13 protein-coding genes and 1 tRNA gene are annotated in these 16,727 nt (G+C 51.2%); 5 read left to right on the top strand and 9 right to left on the bottom strand.

Annotation, left to right across the window (positions count from 1 at the left end):
• Nucleotides 1–45: 45 nt before the first annotated feature.
• Nucleotides 46–1,803: a DEAD/DEAH box helicase gene (locus GY169_RS07755; protein WP_167575411.1), complete on the top strand. Its 1,758-nt coding sequence runs from the start codon at nucleotides 46–48 to the stop codon at nucleotides 1,801–1,803.
• On the opposite strand, the gene GY169_RS07750 is transcribed toward GY169_RS07755, so the two are convergent.
• The gene (locus GY169_RS07750) at nucleotides 1,800–2,333 is read right to left on the bottom strand and encodes a lipocalin family protein (protein ID WP_167575410.1); all 534 of its coding nucleotides are present in this window, start codon (nucleotides 2,331–2,333) and stop codon (nucleotides 1,800–1,802) included. The two genes, GY169_RS07755 and GY169_RS07750, sit on opposite strands and share 4 nt — an antisense overlap.
• Before the next feature lie 242 nt (nucleotides 2,334–2,575).
• Between GY169_RS07750 and rplY the strand changes: the two genes are divergently transcribed.
• Nucleotides 2,576–2,860, top strand: coding sequence for a 50S ribosomal protein L25 (gene rplY / locus GY169_RS07745; RefSeq protein WP_064544038.1), 285 nt, complete (start codon nucleotides 2,576–2,578; stop codon nucleotides 2,858–2,860).
• Between the two features lie 65 nt (nucleotides 2,861–2,925).
• Here the strand turns inward: rplY and GY169_RS07740 are convergent, their stop codons facing one another.
• Nucleotides 2,926–4,902 carry a glycosyl hydrolase family 28 protein gene (locus tag GY169_RS07740; RefSeq protein ID WP_167575409.1) on the bottom strand — a complete coding sequence of 659 codons (1,977 nt, stop codon included), beginning with the start codon at nucleotides 4,900–4,902 and terminating at the stop codon, nucleotides 2,926–2,928.
• Between the two features lie 281 nt (nucleotides 4,903–5,183).
• A complete protein-coding gene (yejK, locus tag GY169_RS07735) occupies nucleotides 5,184–6,191 on the bottom strand; it encodes a nucleoid-associated protein YejK (RefSeq protein WP_163447580.1) in 1,008 nt (335 codons plus the stop codon).
• 183 nt (nucleotides 6,192–6,374) lie between these two features.
• Here yejK and GY169_RS07730 point away from each other — a divergent pair, with 183 nt between their 5' ends.
• The 3 genes from GY169_RS07730 (at nucleotide 6,375) to GY169_RS07720 (ending at nucleotide 8,528) form a co-directional block, all read left to right on the top strand.
• A complete protein-coding gene (locus GY169_RS07730) occupies nucleotides 6,375–6,602 on the top strand; it encodes a YejL family protein (RefSeq protein WP_163447579.1) in 228 nt (75 codons plus the stop codon).
• Nucleotides 6,603–6,620: 18 nt separating this feature from the next.
• Nucleotides 6,621–8,375: an LPS biosynthesis-modulating metalloenzyme YejM gene (gene yejM / locus GY169_RS07725; RefSeq protein ID WP_167575408.1), complete on the top strand. Its 1,755-nt coding sequence runs from the start codon at nucleotides 6,621–6,623 to the stop codon at nucleotides 8,373–8,375.
• Between the two features lie 76 nt (nucleotides 8,376–8,451).
• Nucleotides 8,452–8,528, top strand: a tRNA-Pro gene (locus GY169_RS07720).
• Between the two features lie 695 nt (nucleotides 8,529–9,223).
• On the opposite strand, the gene GY169_RS07715 is transcribed toward GY169_RS07720, so the two are convergent.
• The 6 genes from GY169_RS07715 to GY169_RS07690 all read right to left on the bottom strand — a co-directional run bounded on the left by GY169_RS07715 (nucleotide 9,224) and on the right by GY169_RS07690 (nucleotide 16,721).
• Entirely contained in the window at nucleotides 9,224–10,075 is an 852-nt protein-coding gene (locus GY169_RS07715) for an NUMOD3 domain-containing DNA-binding protein (protein WP_167575407.1), read from the bottom strand.
• Nucleotides 10,076–10,661: 586 nt separating this feature from the next.
• Nucleotides 10,662–11,069, bottom strand: coding sequence for a hypothetical protein (locus GY169_RS07710; RefSeq protein WP_167575406.1), 408 nt, complete (start codon nucleotides 11,067–11,069; stop codon nucleotides 10,662–10,664).
• Nucleotides 11,070–11,183: 114 nt separating this feature from the next.
• Nucleotides 11,184–13,916, bottom strand: coding sequence for a hypothetical protein (locus GY169_RS07705; RefSeq protein ID WP_167575405.1), 2,733 nt, complete (start codon nucleotides 13,914–13,916; stop codon nucleotides 11,184–11,186).
• 41 nt (nucleotides 13,917–13,957) lie between these two features.
• On the bottom strand, nucleotides 13,958–15,364 hold the full coding sequence (locus tag GY169_RS07700) for a hypothetical protein (protein ID WP_167575404.1): 1,407 nt from the start codon (nucleotides 15,362–15,364) through the stop codon (nucleotides 13,958–13,960).
• Complete coding sequence (locus GY169_RS07695) at nucleotides 15,364–15,894, bottom strand: hypothetical protein (RefSeq protein WP_167575403.1); 531 nt, start codon at nucleotides 15,892–15,894, stop codon at nucleotides 15,364–15,366. The genes GY169_RS07700 and GY169_RS07695 overlap by 1 nt, the downstream gene beginning before the upstream one ends.
• On the bottom strand, nucleotides 15,894–16,721 hold the full coding sequence (locus GY169_RS07690; protein WP_167574669.1) for a hypothetical protein: 828 nt from the start codon (nucleotides 16,719–16,721) through the stop codon (nucleotides 15,894–15,896). The genes GY169_RS07695 and GY169_RS07690 overlap by 1 nt, the downstream gene beginning before the upstream one ends.
• Nucleotides 16,722–16,727: the final 6 nt, after the last annotated feature.

Raw genomic sequence — 16,727 nt, 5'->3', positions numbered from 1 at the left:
GATTCATGGCATACTATTTGTCTGTTAAGGACAATCACAACGCTCATGACTTTTACACTTCGCCCCTACCAACAGGAAGCGGTTGACGCCACGCTGGCCTACTTCCGCCGCCACACGCAGCCTGCGGTTATTGTTCTGCCAACCGGCGCGGGCAAAAGCCTCGTTATCGCCGAGCTGGCGCGGCTGGCGCGTGGGCGCGTGCTGGTGTTGGCCCACGTCAAAGAGCTGGTGGCGCAAAACCACGCGAAATATTGCGCGCTGGGGCTGGAGGCCGATATTTATGCCGCCGGGCTACAGCGCAAAGAGAGCCACGGTAAGGTGGTTTTTGGTAGCGTGCAGTCCGTCGCCCGCAATCTTGACCATTTTCAGGGGGAGTTTTCGCTGCTGATCGTCGATGAGTGTCATCGTATCAGCGATGATGACGACAGCCAGTACCAGCAAATTCTCAGCCACCTGCAAAAGGTCAACCCGCAGATTCGCCTGCTCGGGCTGACGGCCACCCCCTTCCGCCTCGGCAAAGGCTGGATTTATCAGTTCCATTATCACGGCATGGTGCGCGGCGATGAAAAAGCGCTATTCCGCGACTGCATCTACGAGCTACCGCTGCGCTATATGATTAAGCACGGCTACCTTACCCCGCCGGAACGGCTGGATATGCCGGTGGTGCAGTATGATTTCAGCCGCCTGCAGGCCAACAGCAACGGCCTGTTCAGCGAGGCGGATCTCAACCGCGAGCTGAAACAGCAGCAGCGTATTACGCCGCACATCATCAGCCAGATTGAAGAGTTCGCCCAAGCGCGCAAAGGGGTGATGATTTTCGCCGCCACCGTTGAGCACGCCAGGGAAATTACCGGCCTGCTGCCCGCCGATGACGCTGCGCTGATCACCGGTGAAACCCCAGGGCCACAGCGCGATACGTTGATTGATGCCTTTAAAAATCAGCAGTTCCGCTACCTGGTCAACGTGGCGGTGCTGACTACCGGATTTGACGCCCCGCACGTCGACCTGATTGCCATTCTGCGGCCGACCGAATCGATCAGTCTGTATCAGCAGATTATTGGCCGCGGCCTGCGCCTGGCACCGGGGAAAACCGACTGTCTGATTCTTGATTACGCCGGCAACCCGCACGACCTGTACGCGCCGGAAGTGGGTGCACCGAAAGGCAAAAGCGACAACGTGCCGGTTCAGGTGTTCTGCCCCGACTGCGGCTTTGCCAACACCTTCTGGGGCAAAACCACCGCCGACGGCACGCTGATTGAACACTTTGGCCGCCGCTGTCAGGGCTGGCTGGAGGACGATGACGGCCATCGCGAGCAGTGTGACTATCGCTTCCGCTTTAAAAACTGCCCGCAGTGTAACGCCGAAAACGATATTGCCGCCCGCCGTTGTCGCGAGTGCGATACGGTGCTGGTCGACCCGGACGACATGCTGAAGGCGGCGCTAAAACTCAAGGACGCGCTGGTGCTACGCTGTAGCGGCATGGTGTTGCAGGACGGGATGGACGAGAAAGGCGGCTGGCTGAAAATCACCTACTACGACGAAGACGGCGCCGACGTTAGCGAGCGTTTCCGCCTGCACACCCCGGCGCAAAAAACAGCGTTTGAGCAGCTATTTATCCGCCCGCATACCCGCACGCCCGGCGTGCCGCTGCGCTGGATTACGCCTGCTGATATTATCGCCCAACAGCCGCTGCTGCGCGCACCGGATTTTGTTGTCGCCCGCAAAAAAGGGGCTTACTGGCAGGTGCGTGAAAAAGTGTTCGACTACGAAGGGCGATACCGCCGAGCCAACGAGCTACGTTAATCGCGCGTCTGCTTTACCCACAACAGGTCATCAACCGCGAAACCCAGACCACGCGCGATGGTGAGGTAATTCTGCCGAACCTGCGGCGGTAGCGTTGGCGTGCGTGACAGGATCCACAGGTAGTCACGGTTTGGGCCGCTTACCAGCGCGTACTGATAGTCGTCATCCAGCGCAATCACGTTGTAGCCGCCGTAAAATGGGCCAAAGAAGGAAACCTTGAGCGCCGCTGTCGTAGGCTTACCGGTGAAGTAGGCCTTGCCTTCACTCAGCTTCCACTCGCCTTTTTGCGGGTCGAAGCCGCGGTTGGCGACTGAGATACCGCCATCGGAACGCTTGCCGTAGGTCGCGCTAACCTGCTCAAGCCCTCGCTCAAAGCGGTTTTCCAGGCGAGCAATTTCATACCACTTGCCCAAATAGCGGCTCGCGTCAAAATCACTTATCGGCGTGACCCCTTTTGGCGGCGTCGGCGAACTACAGGCCACCAGCGCCAATGAAATAGCAACACCTGTCACGACGGGCCATAGCTTCATGTTCTCTCCTGTTGAAAGTGATTATCACTTCAGTGTAGAGGATAAACGAAACCGCACGGACAGATTAGGAACATCTCACCGGATACGCAGGTTCTTGACGCTAACGGCTTATTTGATGGCGAGGTTTTCATTGCCCGCGCGGGGATTGGAGGCTATAATGCCGCCCGCTTTCACATCCGTGAAGCAGATCATTTGCCTGCTGCTGGGTCGCCTGTAGCAGGATTAATCAAGAGAGCTATTCAATGTTTACTATCGAAGCACAAGTACGTAAAGAGCAGGGTAAGGGTGCGAGCCGCCGCCTGCGCGCAGCTAACAAGTTCCCGGCTATCATTTATGGTGGCGAAGCAGCTCCGGTTGCTATTGAACTGGATCACGACAAGCTGTGGAACCTGCAGAACAACGCTGAATTTTACAGCGAAGTTCTGACCATCGTTGTTGATGGTAAAGAAGAAAAAGTTAAGGCTCAGGCGGTGCAGCGTCACCCGTTCAAGCCGAAACTGGCTCACATCGACTTCGTTCGCGCTTAATCGCCAGCGAGTCTACGTGACGAAAAAACGGCTCCCATCGGGAGCCGTTTTTTTATGCCTGCCGTTTATTGAGTTGCCGCTTCTCGTATCACCGTTTCCGTTCCTGTCGCCGCAATAGTTTCATTATTGACGCTATCCGTCAGCGTAATGCCGCTGACTTCGGCAAAATTCCACGCCTGCGCCGTATTCTCAAACGTCACATTATTGAACTGACTGTCACGCAGGAAGGAAATATCTGTCGCCTTTGTATTACGGAACTTGACGTGACTGAACGACAGATTCTGATGATACGCATCGCGGGAAAAAGTGATGCCATAGGCCGCCGCCATCTCATCCGCCGTCATACCATCAACCAAAATGCTGTTCTTCGTCGCCGTGCCGTCAACAGTCACATTTTCGACCGTGATATCACGGAACTGCGCAGGTTCAGCGGCTGGCGTGGTGTCGTTGACGTCCGCACTGTATTTGATGGTGAAGATAAACGGCTCTTTGGCTAAATCTTTCATTGCGTTGTTGCGGAATACGACGTCACGCGCACCGCCGCCGTAGTAAGGACGACTCTTCATGCGCAGGCCAATGTCGGTGAGGTACATGACATTGTCTTCCGCTTTAATCTTCTCAATCCATGCGCCAGTATGGCTGCCGGTCACCACCGCGCCGTGGCCTTTACGGAAGTAGTTGTTAAAGATCCACGCCCCGCTTTGCGCTTTCTGCTCAAACGTCTCCACGCCTTTGCCATAGCCCGCCGCGAAGTTCATGCAGTCGTCGCCGGTGTCAAAAAAGTTGTTGAACACCAGACCGTTCTGGCTATTGCCCAATTCAATGCCGTCGGCGTTATTGCCGTCGAAGGTTTTGTGCGACAGCGCGTTAAGAGTGATATTTTCCGACTCCAGCGCCATCACGCCGTGAAACGCCGGGTTGAGGATGGTTAACCCTTCGAGATAGAGATTGCTGACGCCGCGCAGCGTCATCATGCTGGAGCGACGATTCTTATAGGCGCTGTCGCTATCCATCCCTTCGGCAATGGCCTGCTCGGTCTGGTATTTCGCCAGAATGCCATCTTCGCTGACCAAACTCGCTTTGCTCGCCCGGTACTGCGGCAGGGAGTTGCCTAACTCATCGGTTATCGACTCTGCCCCGCCCGCTTTCACACCCCGCGTCCAGCCGTTGCCGTCCAGCGTGCCTTTCCCCACGATGCGGATATTTTTGAAGGTACCGGCATGCGAGCTGCCGCGATCGTCCACCTCTAGCGCGTTTATCAGCGACGGCGGGCGCTTCGGCAGCGGATTATCGGTATACGGATAGAGGTAATAGCCCCTGCTCAACGGATAGTCTGCTGGATTTTCGGATCCCAGCAACGTCGCGCCTTCCGCGATTTCCAGCGTCATGTCGCTATGCAAAAACAGCGCGCCGGTTTTAAACACCCCGCCGCGAATTGTGACCTTACAGCCCTGCGGATAGCGGTCGACGGTACAACTGTCGATAGCCTGCTGGATAGCCGCGGTATTGAGTGTGCTGCCATCATCGACGGCACCAAAGGTTTTGACGTCTACAACCTGCGGCTGCTTCGCGGTGCGCAGGGTCACTGGCGCGCTGTCCGCCGACTCTTCACCGCTGGCATACACCGCCCGGACGGTAAATTGATACTCGGTATCCGGCTGGAGATCGGCCGCGGTAAAGGTGCGCAGATCGATTTTCCGCTGCCAGCCATCGTTGTTCATTGTCTGGTAGAAGTTGTCGATATAGGGTTTCGCCGGAGAGTAGCGGTCCTGGTTTTCCCGGGCACTACCCAGCAGCTCACCGTTACGGTAAATGCGGTAATCCACCACATCCTGCGCGCCGCTTTGCGGTTTTTCCCACACCAGTACAGCGCTATCCTCATCAGCGGAAAGGATCGGCGACTGGACATTTTGTGGCGCGGCAAGGCCGGACGGCGTGGCGGACGATGAGTCGCTGGATTCATCACCACAGCCGCTCAGCATGCCCGCCAGGGCAATGGCGGTTATGATCGAACAGCGTGAGTGCCTGAAGGTATTAAGCATATTCTATTTTTCCTCGTTGTTATCCACGGCCAGCCGCGACGGGTGGCCGTGTTAATCGCCGCCTGAACGAGCCGGCATATTTCATCCATAAAACAAAACGTTTTTGCATTAAAAACAAAACGACATTTTATTTAGTGTTATTTGAGGAAAAAAACCGCGATTCGGCTCAATAATTAATCAGGAAGAGAGTATGAGATGCAGATAGTGCGAGGAGGGTCACTCAACATCATTGGTTTGAGGTGCAGATAACGCCTGCCCGATGTCGGGCAGGCAAATTGCGATTACTTACCGCCAGAGGTCCGGCGCTGTAGCTGGTCACGCAGATTCGGCGGGGTGCCTTTAATCGTCAGCGTGTCAGTCGCCGGGTCCCAGAAGATGCGTTCACCCAGCAACATCGCGTCGAAGTTAATCGTCAACCCACCGCCGCTGCCGGCAAACTTGGTCAACTGACGCAGGGTGCTACGATCCGCCGGGAAGCTCTCTGCCAGCTCATAACCTTTTTCAGCAGTAAACTCGCTGAAGCTGACCTCGCTCACGCCGGAAAGCTCTTTAGACAGCGACTCCAGTTCAATCTCTTCACCCGCTTGCAGCTGTTCGTTGCAATAGGTATACACCTGCTGACGCACGTTCTGACGCTCGTTTTTATCCAGCTCCGCTTCAGCAGCGAAATCATCCAGCGCCTGCAGCAAACCACGGTTCTGCACCTTGGCGTTTAGCCCTTCGCTGGCACCGAGGAAGTCCATAAAGAAGTCGGCGACTTTGCGCCCAACGCGGCCTTTGAGGAAGGTCAGGTAGCGGGTCGATTCCGGGTTAGTTTCCCACTCGGTGAGATCGATTCGCGCCACAATATCGGCATGGTTGATATCCAGATAGTGAGTCGCGCTGATATCCAGCTGCTCATTGACGCGCATGCTGCTGAGGTTGTTCAGCACCGCCACCAGCAGATACTCCACCGCCAGATAACGGTAGTGGCAGAACAGCACAATGCCGCCGTCGGCGAACGGATACTTCGCTAACTCATCGCGCAGACGCCCTGTGGCCGCGCGGCTAAACGCGAGGAAATCTTCCTCACCCTGGCGCTGTAATTTTAGCGTTTGCGCCAGTTCACTCTCTTCGGTAAACAGGCCGTAGGCTTTGTTTTTGGCGCTATACACCCGATGTAGCTCGGCCATCATCTCTTCAACCGGCGCGGTGGGCTCCAGCAGCGTGTCGCGCAGCACCACGTCCAGATTTTGCTCATCGCGTTTGACGAGCTGATGCAAAGCAATCTGGTCGATATCCAGACTCATGTTAAACTCTCCTTTAAGATCGGGTGTATTCAACCACCCCCGATATAACAGTGCAACTCGCATATTACCGGGGTCGCGGCAGTATAATGCGCAAAGGATAACGCGTTACGCCGAAAAAAAGCGGAAAAAATGCTGCTGCTACGGTAATATACTGCCCTTTAATGAACAGACAGATTTCGATTTATGCCACAACAATCCCGCTATAGTGATGAACACGTAGAACAGCTGCTGAGCGAGCTGGCTAACGTGCTGGAACAACATAAGGCCCCAACCGACCTTTCTCTGATGGTGTTGGGCAATATGGTAACCAACCTGATTAACAGCAGCGTGGCTCCGGCTCAACGCCAGGCTATCGCGCGTTCTTTCGCCCAGGCGCTGCAATCTTCCATTAATAGCGATTCTGCGCACTAAGGGTACAAGCAACAGTTTATGGTGACACATCGTCAGCCTTACCGAGAAAAGGTCTCCCAGATGGTTAGCTGGGGACACTGGTTCGCCTTGTTCAACATGCTGTTGGCCATGGTGCTCGGTAGCCGCTATCTGTTTGTCGCCGACTGGCCGACGACGCTGGCAGGACGCGTGTTCTCCTACATCAGCCTCGTCGGGCATTTCAGCTTTCTGGTGTTCTCCACCTATCTGCTGATTCTGTTTCCCCTGACCTTTATCGTCATGTCCCAGCGTCTGATGCGCTTCCTGTCCGCCATTCTGGCGACGGCGGGCATGACGCTGTTGATTATCGACAGCGAGGTCTTTACCCGCTTCCACCTGCACCTTAACCCGGTGGTGTGGGAGCTGGTTATCAACCCCGATCAAAATGAGACGGCTCGCGACTGGCAGCTGATGTTTATTAGCGTGCCGGTGATTCTGCTCGTCGAAATGCTGTTTGCCACCTGGAGCTGGCAGAAACTGCGCAGCCTGACGCGCCGCCGACACTACGCGCGCCCGGTCGCCTGGTTTTTCTTTGCCTCATTTATCGCTTCGCACGTGATGTATATCTGGGCAGACGCTAACTTCTATCGCCCAATCACCATGCAGCGCGCCAACCTGCCGCTCTCCTACCCGATGACGGCCCGCCGCTTCCTGGAGAAACACGGGCTGCTTGACGCGCAGGACTACCAGCGACGCCTGGTGGAGCAAGGCGACCCGGAAGCGGTCACCGTACAATATCCGCTGAGCGATCTGCGCTATCGCGATATGGGTGCGGGCCAAAACGTCCTGCTGATTACCGTCGATGGGCTGAACTATTCACGCTTTGAGCAGCAGATGCCGTCGCTGGCACGCTTTGCCAACGATAACGTTAACTTCACCCAGCATATGAGCGCCGGTAACACTGCCGATAGCGGTATCTTCGGCCTGTTCTACGGCATCTCGCCTGGCTATATGGACGGCGTGCTTGCCGCGCGTGTGCCAGCGGCACTCATCAGCGCCCTTAATCAGCAGGGATACCAGTTGGGGCTGTTCTCTTCTGACGGCTTTGAAAGCCCGATTTATCGTCAGGCGCTGCTGTCCGACTTCTCCCTGCCCCCTGGCAAGTCGCAGAATGATACCCAGACGGCAAGCCAGTGGATAAACTGGCTGACCAACAATGCGCAGGATGAAACACGCTGGTTCTCATGGGTGTCGTTTAACGGCACGAACGTCAGCAGCGCGCAGGCAAGCGATCGTCAGTACAGCCGCGCAGCCGCGCAGGTCGATGAGCAAATCGGCCGCGTGCTGGACGCTCTGCGCGATTCTGGCAAGCTTGAGAATACGGTAGTGATTATTACCGCCGGTCACGGCGTGCCGCTCAGCGGGCAGAAAAATAGCTTCAACTGGTCGCGAGCCCAGCTACAGGTACCGCTGGTCATCCACTGGCCTGGTACCCCGGCACAGCGCATCGACCTACTGACCGACCATAAAGATGTGATGACCACGCTGATGCAGCGCCTGCTGCACGTTAGCACCCCTGCCAACGAGTACTCGCAGGGTCAGGATCTGTTCAGCGCGACCCGCCGCCATAACTGGGTTACTGCGGCCGATAGCAACACGCTGGCGATCACCACGCCCGCCATCACTGTAGTGCTCGATCATAACGGCCACTATAAAACCTGGACTGCCGAGGGCGACCGCGTACGTGACCAGAAAGCCCAGCTCAGCTTGCTGCTACAGGTGCTGACCGAGGAAAAACGGTTTATCGCTAACTGATTGATTAATTATGAATCAATCAGTGAGTTACCTGCTTGCAATCGGCGATAAAAGCGGTAGTATTTCCCCCATGCGTCGGCACGTAGCGCAGCCTGGTAGCGCACCGTCATGGGGTGTCGGGGGTCGGAGGTTCAAATCCTCTCGTGCCGACCAACTTTTATCATTTAGATCAGGTGGTTAGGGAGTTAAACACCCCTTACCTTAACCGCCTGATTCTAGCAACTATTGTACATGTGTACAATGGTCTTTTCTCGCATATGTACATGCTCAGGAATTAACCACGCTTTGCACTTTCTCCCTGTTCCTTTACTTATCTTTACTTAAGGTGGCAAAGCTACCTACAAGATCGAAGATCTCACGAGTCGCAGTTTCTATTAGCCCTGACACCCCCGCCATGACGTGCATTCGCTACGGCTTCGCCGTTGTCGCTCGCTATGCTCGCTACGCTCATAGGACGGCGACCAAAGGCCGCCTTTGCTACGGCTGCGCTACGTGCCGGAAGGTCAAAGGCACACTGTAGAAGGGCGTAAGAAAGCCTACACTGAATATGTGCATATAAGGTATTAGGTAATATTCCTCACTCCGTGAGAGAGATCCAATTCATTCCTTTTTTACAGTGTAAGGACGCGCTAGCGTCCGTCTAATGCCGTAGGCATTGCTTTTGACTTTCTTCAATGCCTAGCATTGATAAATATTCCTCAATGGGGAGGGTGAAAGATAAGGGATCATCTTGAAAGATTTCCCATAGTTCCCGCTTCCTTGCTTCATCGCTTCCGTGTTCGTGTAAGCTGAACCAGTGTTCAAACTCGGCCCATAGGGGATCAGATTGCATTGATCATCATCCTGAACTAGTTAGGCTTATGTTTGCAGTTATCGAAGTGATGGCGCACCATTGCACCGCCCCGGCCCTGCTTCCCACAATGGGGGCAAGTCTTGATAGGAAGATTCAACAATCCTTCACTACGTTTCTTGCTCATTTCTTCACTGATTTGATACTTCTTACCCGTGAGACTAGGGCAATTCTCAAAATGATAGCGGTGTGCCAGATTATCAGGCACTGATTTACCACAATGGGGACAATCTAAACGAGGGCGGGAAACTCCACGGAAACGATCACCTATAGCGGCCCTCTGTTCATCAGTAAGATTCTTTTTGACACCTTTTTTAGCTAAAGAAATGTTTCGCTTATGTTCCTCTGTCCTATCTTTCCCTAGATGGGCTTCACGCATCCTCTGTTTTGTTTCCTCGCTATGAGTGCGACCTAAGAAGGATTGAACGGGCGGCCTTTGACTCATAGTAATTCGACGCTTTTCTATAGCTTCTGGACTTTGCTTTTTTCCCTTCAAAAATGCGCTATGAGTGATAGAAAAAAGTTCTCTTGCCGTCTGATACTGCCTAGCAGTTATCTTAATATTAGCTTCCCGTGTTCCTTGTTCCTTCTGGCTCATACGCCAAAAAGCATAGGTGAGAGGGCCGGAAAACATACGCGCTAGTAAATGGTGAGCCGTGTAATGTTCGCGGGGAGTTAGGTAAACCAGATTGTAAGGGCGATTACTACCACCCATTGAACCGGGCATAATGTGATGTACCTCAAAGCCCTTTTTGCGGTTTCTGGTGCGTTGGCTAAACGAATAGCGCGGCTTACCGTTCCGGCTTTCTGCTGAGGCAATGAGTTTTAAATAAATCCCTTCCATATCCATTAAAACGCCTCCATTTTGGCTAACTGTTTCCGTGCCTTAACTTTGGCCCATCCGGGGAAGGAATCAGATCCGGCAATGATTGCTAATGCGTCTGCTTTCTTCACCTTATCGGCTCGGAAGTCCTTCAAAATCTGCTTAAAATATATAGATCTCTTACCTGCCATAAAACGCGCTGTGCGCCTCTCTGCTGCGTTGTGAGTGGTAAGCAATACCTTTCCTTACTTACCACGAGAAAAGGCCGCTTATGCGGCCCTGTGTGCGTTAGAATCGCTATCTATATGAAATTCTACGCTTTATTTATTTTTATTCTAGGCTTGTAATTGAAATAGTTTCAGGTATACTAATGATGGGATCTAATAAGTAGATTTCAGATAAACTAACTAATTGATTTAATTAGAGTTTTTAGGGCATATCGCTATCAACTGGCTTTGATGGATGTCATAAAAGCAGGAGGGATCGAGGTTCTTACGGGTGATTGTCATAGCATCATGAGCAAAGTTAGCCAGGTGGATCGGGCGCACTTCCCAACCGATATAGCCAGAAAGGAAAATCAGTAGAGCGGGTAAGGTGTATCTAGTTTTATGTTTCATTTTACTTTTACTTTCCGTGTAGTTATCTCACTGTCTCCCGTCTGCCTCGTTATCAAATAGTTATCGCATTTCAGGCACTTAGCAAGCTGTTTCATCCATCGCCACGCACCAGACAAAGCGCCTTTTTCAGTGCTGAAAGCATATCGAGGGTAGAGATAAAACCCATAGTGAGGGTTTGTATCAGTGTCTATAATCATCATTGCTTTAATGGTCTTATCCTCATCTGAAACGAGGTATTCAAAGCGATCAATAGATTCTATGTCTTGCCTTAGTTCCTCCCGCATAGCCTCCACTGGCAAACGCCCCCACATTTCGGGTAAGGCTTCTTGCGTCTGCTGGCAAAGGTACAAAGGGATCGAGGCGGTAGGCTCCCCGGCCTTTCGATAGGTTTTGATAATTGGCATCCATGCCCCCTATAAAGTTTCTCTTTATAATACCGCCGTAATTAAAATCACTTCTTATATATACTGCGGTAATTAAAACCCCCTAAAAAGGGGGCTTAGTTCCCCAGCTGGGGATCAGGCTGCTGGATTGCTCCAGCTTTTCCCCGTGCTGGTTTTGACGTTCTGAGAAGTTCCTAAACGCTTCCATGCTTGGCGCACTTTACGGGCATATGCTGGATCACGTTTATCTATATCCGCGTTTTTATCCCCATAGCGCCACTCTCTGAGAGTCTTTTCTTTATCGCCGTTGTTATCAGCATTCATTTTATGAAGCATGATCCGTACAACATCAGCATACGTTTTGCGATCTTCTGGTGTGTCTCCCATTGTTCCCGGCTTCCCGTACCCAAATACTGGATCATCTTTTGGTGCTTCTTTCATACGGCGGCCCTGTTCAATGAAACGGGTCATATAATCTTTTTGTGCTTCATTGAATAGTTCAGGGTATTTTTTATAGAAACGCTCGGCTGTTCCTGTGGTCAATTGGGCTGGCCCCCATGCCGTGCTTAATCCTGCTTCCTCTGCACGGGTACGGATAAAGCGATTCTTAATACCTCCCGTTTCTGCTGCGGAGAATGAACGATATAGACGGGTATCACTCGGATCAAACTGTGTTGATTCCGGTTCCTTAGCTGCTTGGGCGTGTTGCTCTGGAATTACATTAAACTCCTGAGTAGGGGCCGGGGCTGGCTGTGTCATAGTTGGCAATGGGTTAGATTGTTCTGTCTGGTTTGCTTGGGCTGCTGCCTGAGAACCGAAACGAGTAAATAAACCTATGAGCCGGGTTAGTTCCTCTGGTGTCGTGGTTTCTACACGTCCACCGCCAGCCTCAATAGCTCTTACTATCTTCTCTGCGTTTTCAGGAATGGAAACAAAATCAATCATTGCCTTAGATCTTCCCGCTGTACCTGATACTTTATCGATCAGGCGTGGGATTATATCGGCTACTCTCCCTGCTGCGTATTGACCTGCCATAGCTCCCGGCATCCCTGCATGAACTGCACCAAAGGCCGCGCCTGTTGCTTTCGCTCCCGTGGCTCCTGCTGCCTCTGCCATGCCACCGCCTACAGTGGCTTGAGTCTGCATAGTTTCGGCTGCTTGTCTCAATGCCTCATTAACATTTGTTGCCCCTGCTGCCTCTGCCTGTGGTGCATATTGAGTTAGACGATTTGCAAATGTTTTTGTATTAAATCCCTGTCTCATATTGGCATAATCAAAAGCCTGTGAACGGGAAGCATTTGATATACCTTCTCGGATCTGTTGAGCATATGAGGGATCAATATCTCCACGGGCTACAGCATCATCTACGCTTGAAAGAATATCCTTTGTATTAATCTCACCCTGAGCGCGGCCTTTAAGAGAATCAGCACCTAAGAAAACGTTATTCACATCAACGGGATTTTCTTTAGTTCCCAATAGGTTAATTTTTGAATCCTTCCCAAAATCACCCGCACCTTGTGCGAAATACTGATCAGCCTGTTTGTAAAGGCTACCAGCATTAGGATCGATAGATTGGATCACTGTATCGGCTTCGTTTCGTAGGCTATCGCGTACTTCTTTCAATGCGTTATAACTGGCTGTTTCTTTATCAGCAAAGGCTTTGCTCATCTTCTCGCCTAACGTCTGTTTCCACATATCAAGATCATCAATAGTGCGGATCTTAGAGTTCTGGAAAGCCTTTAAAGTATTGCGAGTATTCGCAGTAAGATTTTGCTTACCTAATTCAATATCTTTTGATAGATGGTTTTGAGCTACATCTTTCGTAGTATTCAATTTGATTTGCTTCACGTTGGCACTGTCTAAAACATCCTGCGCCCCTGTCTTTTTGGTCTGATAGAGATCGTTAGCTTTCTGCCTCCAATCTGCGATCATGTTCTGCGCTGTCTGTTGAACATCTGCCCCTGTATCAGCACCCTCTACCGCACGTTGAAAACTAGCGCCTGTGTTCTGTTGCGCTATGTTCTGTTCATATGGTGAGGCGGTTCCTGTTGCCCTGCTACGCTGTTCCTCACGAATAAAACGCTTACCTGCGCTGCTTTCGGGGTTGGCTACCTGAGAAGGGTTTAACATTACATTCCCGGTTTCATCAGTGGTAGCGGCTTTAAATGCCTGCTGTGCTTCTTCATCACCACCCTGATAAACACGCTGTGCATAATCTGGCATAGCTTGGGCTGCTTTATTAACCTGAGAGATCCCGCCTAGTGATTCCGGTAAAATTCCGCGCAATGCGTTAATCCCTTTTTTTGCTAGTTCCCCTCCAGTGTGAATAACTACACCTAATGCGGCATCTTCTGCGGTTTTCTCTAGGCTGAGATCTTCACCTGCTGCTTTCTGTCCTGCCATTGAACCAGCGGCATTAGATAAAGCAGAAGCCAGCAAAGGAGAACTAAAACCAGCGGCCTCCATTGCTGGAATAGCAAGACCGCCTGTAATGTCTGCTACTGCCCCATAAGCTAAAGCGCGTGGTAATTCCTTAGAAACTACTCCGGCATTATGTGCGGTTTCAGGGTTTGCCATTTGTTCAGCATACCAATTCTTAGCCGCTCCCTGTGGGGCCGCTGTCTGCCCGGTACTGTGATCAGTAAGTAGCCATTTTGCACCACCAGTAAGCAAGGCATTACCCAACGAGCTAAACGCCTCTCCGGGGTGTTGTAAAGCATAACCTATGCTTTCCTTGTCCTCTGTCTGTTGCGGAGCTTGTGGGGCTTCCTGTGCGCTCTGAGAGCGTAATACACCGCTGATCTCATCGTCGCTCATGTTGTCGGGAAACTCTACGCGCTGCCCGTTAAAATCAATAACTTTTGGCATTGATTCATATCCTTATGAAAAAGGGGCAAGCGCCCCTAAGTTTACTGTACAGCTTCAATTTTCCCGGTTTGTGGGTTGTAGCGATGTGTGATACCTGCTGCCTGTGGTGAAGTTGTTCCGCTTTTCTTTTTCTGCAATCCAGCAATAGCCGCATTGTTTTGCGCGATCAATTCCCTTGCTGCTCTACGAGCATCATTTTCACCAATCTTAGGATTAGTAAGAATGGTTCTAGATGATTCAGCTTTACCGCTCTCATAGTCCGTGATCGGGCCTTGTCCTTTCAGTGCTTGGCGTGAGTTAAGGAAGATTTGACCGCCTAATTTTTCACGTAATGCTACTGTTTCGTTATATGCGTTAGTGTGGAAAGGCAAACCAATAGTAGCGGCATCATACGAACCATAAGCACTATCAAAACCAGGAGAATTTAATAGCTGCTGAACAGTGTTATTTTCTTCCTGAAGTGCTGCAATTGTCTGATCTGTATTTGCATTTTCTTTAGCTGTTTGTGTCTGCTGCTTCTCTGCTCGTTCTGTCGTACCTTGCCCCGGCATTACAGGCCGTGCGTAAGCATCTGCCAAAACACCCGGCGTAGTTGTCAGGTAAAGCTGTTCACCATTTGGCCCATAACTACCCTCTGCCGGGATTAGTTTGTTATTTGCACCACGTTGCAAACTGACAGTATCAGGAGAATTTAAACTCTCTGTACCATCACCGCCGCCCTGATCCTGTGCTGCTGCTTGGCTGGCTTCAATTTCTGTTTTAGTCGCTGGTTTGAAAGAGTATTTTCCTTTCTCATCCTGAGACACGGAAACAGGGCCATTAGGAGTATAGTTAACACCCAACTGATAACCCGGCGGTAGCTGCTGCGCTTGCTGCTGTGTTGGTATAAATTTACCTCGGAGGCTATTAATATAACCACCATCAACGGGAACATAACGCCCCATATTTGTAAGCAAATCAGTAGTATTTCCGGTTTCTACATATTTCTGAATATCAACATCCGCATAGCCTTTTTTCAGGAGGTCAGGGATCATCTTCTGGCGTTTAATCATAGACACATGAGCATTAACCGCATCTCCTGCACGTTGTATGCTCTGCCCTGCATTCTCACCAGCTAAGTAGCTTGTACCGTAAGCAATCAGGCCCGTAATCAACTGGCTTTTACGATCATCAGGTGCGAGATTGAAAACCATCCCATCATTACCAATGATCTTACCTTCTGTATCTTGGGCCGGAAGGGTGTCAAAGTTTGCTTGTCTCTGCTGTTGTTTATCATCGAAAGCACTACGATCATCGTTATCAGGATCTATATTTGGTAAACCCTGAGCCGTAGGCGTTGGATTACGGTAGCGCCCTAATACATCACTTTGAGTAGGGTTGTATTGCTGATCACTTAACAGATATTGCCCGTTAAAGGAGCCACTATTAATCATATCTTGGATAGCCATTACTTAGCCCCCTTAGCTCGTTTCACAATATCCGGGATAAATTCATCTTGATCGTGAAGTGTTGTTTTATGTGTAGGTGAATGCTTACCGTGATGTTTATCGAGAATAGGATCAATTTCATTTTGACCGTATTCACTGAGCATAGAAATAGCATCCTGTGGGGAAATTTTCCCGGCATCCTGAGCCATTTTAAGATTACTTAAAAACTCATGATATGGGTTCTCAATCTCATTGAAAGCCGGATCATTGTTCAGGTTTTTCAAGAAACGTTGATGTTTTTCTTCCGTGTAATCAGAAACAGGATCAAAGATATTAGAGCCAATGGGGGCTAAGAATTGCTCTTGTTTCGCCATATGTGCTTTTTGTTCGTCCTGCTGACCTGCCCCAGATTGAAACGGGTTATTTCCAATTCCTGTATCTTGTGCTTTAGCTTCACCACGTAAGGCGGCTGCTTGCTGCTGATACATATTTAGCAAATCATTTGCTTCCGGGGCCGTTAACGGGGCTACCGGGTTATTTTGGTTAATCATTATTGAAAGCCTCCGAATGTGCCGCCGTGGGTAAAGTCAGGCACACCGCTTTGATCTGTATTTAAATTGATACCGCTGATAGGTTGGGTTTGTTCCTGCTGCCGTGCTGCACGGATTTGATCAAGACCTATTAACGAATCATTTCTTAAAAATTCTTGAGGTTTGCCGCTGCCCTGTTGCTCTTGCTGCCCCTGCCCTTGTTTGGTTATTCCGCTAATTTGCTGGTAAGTGTTGTAATAATCTTTTGCTTTCTGCGCCCAACTGCCAGCGGTAGAGGTAGAGGAAAGGCCCGTATTACTTACAGCGGCCTCGCCTCCTAAATGTGTAGCTGCTGCACCACCTGAGCTAAGAGAAAGTCCTCCGGGGCTTGCTCCTGCTAAGATGGAATAAGACGGCGTAGCCGTGATTGCTGCGCCTGTTCCACTGGTCATAGAGGCAACGGAAGGGATCGCGGGTACGGTCTGCCCTATGGCTGTTCCTGCGGGGATTAGAGAGCTTCCAGCGGCTCCGGCTGCTCCTGCACTGCCTGCACTCCCTGCGGCTGCTGTAGCGCCTCCTGCGGCGCTTCCTGCACCCATTGCACCCGCTGCCGCCCAACCACCATAAATCATAGCTACGGCTGCGCCTACGGATTGCATAGGGTGGCTTCCGACCCATCCACGCACACCGATAGAATGGGCTACGTCCTGCCCTGTTCGGCTGGCATCATGAAAGAGGTCTTTAAAAGCATCATCAGGATGGCCCTGAAAAGTCTGTTTAACAGCTTTGAAAGGTTGCGTTATGGAGTGTTCACCCATGCGCATAACTGATTTTAGAAAATTAGCCATGTGCCA

It is taken from the genome of Kluyvera genomosp. 3, from assembly GCF_011765685.1.
Classification (GTDB): Bacteria; Pseudomonadota; Gammaproteobacteria; order Enterobacterales; family Enterobacteriaceae; genus Kluyvera; species Kluyvera georgiana_A.
This window is presented reverse-complemented; position numbering and strand designations above follow the sequence as displayed.

Excerpts from the sequence above, each read along its gene's own strand:
- GY169_RS07740 (WP_167575409.1), bottom strand. The coding sequence starts at position 4,902 with ATGCTTAATACCTTCAGGCACTCACGCTGTTCGATCATAACCGCCATT.
- GY169_RS07710 (WP_167575406.1), bottom strand. The coding sequence starts at position 11,069 with ATGCCAATTATCAAAACCTATCGAAAGGCCGGGGAGCCTACCGCCTCG.
- GY169_RS07750 (WP_167575410.1), bottom strand. The coding sequence starts at position 2,333 with ATGAAGCTATGGCCCGTCGTGACAGGTGTTGCTATTTCATTGGCGCTG.
- GY169_RS07705 (WP_167575405.1), bottom strand. The coding sequence starts at position 13,916 with ATGCCAAAAGTTATTGATTTTAACGGGCAGCGCGTAGAGTTTCCCGAC.
- rplY (WP_064544038.1), top strand. The coding sequence starts at position 2,576 with ATGTTTACTATCGAAGCACAAGTACGTAAAGAGCAGGGTAAGGGTGCG.
- GY169_RS07690 (WP_167574669.1), bottom strand. The coding sequence starts at position 16,721 with ATGGCTAATTTTCTAAAATCAGTTATGCGCATGGGTGAACACTCCATA.
- GY169_RS07700 (WP_167575404.1), bottom strand. The coding sequence starts at position 15,364 with ATGGCTATCCAAGATATGATTAATAGTGGCTCCTTTAACGGGCAATAT.
- GY169_RS07730 (WP_163447579.1), top strand. The coding sequence starts at position 6,375 with ATGCCACAACAATCCCGCTATAGTGATGAACACGTAGAACAGCTGCTG.
- GY169_RS07695 (WP_167575403.1), bottom strand. The coding sequence starts at position 15,894 with ATGATTAACCAAAATAACCCGGTAGCCCCGTTAACGGCCCCGGAAGCA.
- GY169_RS07715 (WP_167575407.1), bottom strand. The coding sequence starts at position 10,075 with ATGGATATGGAAGGGATTTATTTAAAACTCATTGCCTCAGCAGAAAGC.
- GY169_RS07755 (WP_167575411.1), top strand. The coding sequence starts at position 46 with ATGACTTTTACACTTCGCCCCTACCAACAGGAAGCGGTTGACGCCACG.
- yejM (WP_167575408.1), top strand. The coding sequence starts at position 6,621 with ATGGTGACACATCGTCAGCCTTACCGAGAAAAGGTCTCCCAGATGGTT.
- yejK (WP_163447580.1), bottom strand. The coding sequence starts at position 6,191 with ATGAGTCTGGATATCGACCAGATTGCTTTGCATCAGCTCGTCAAACGC.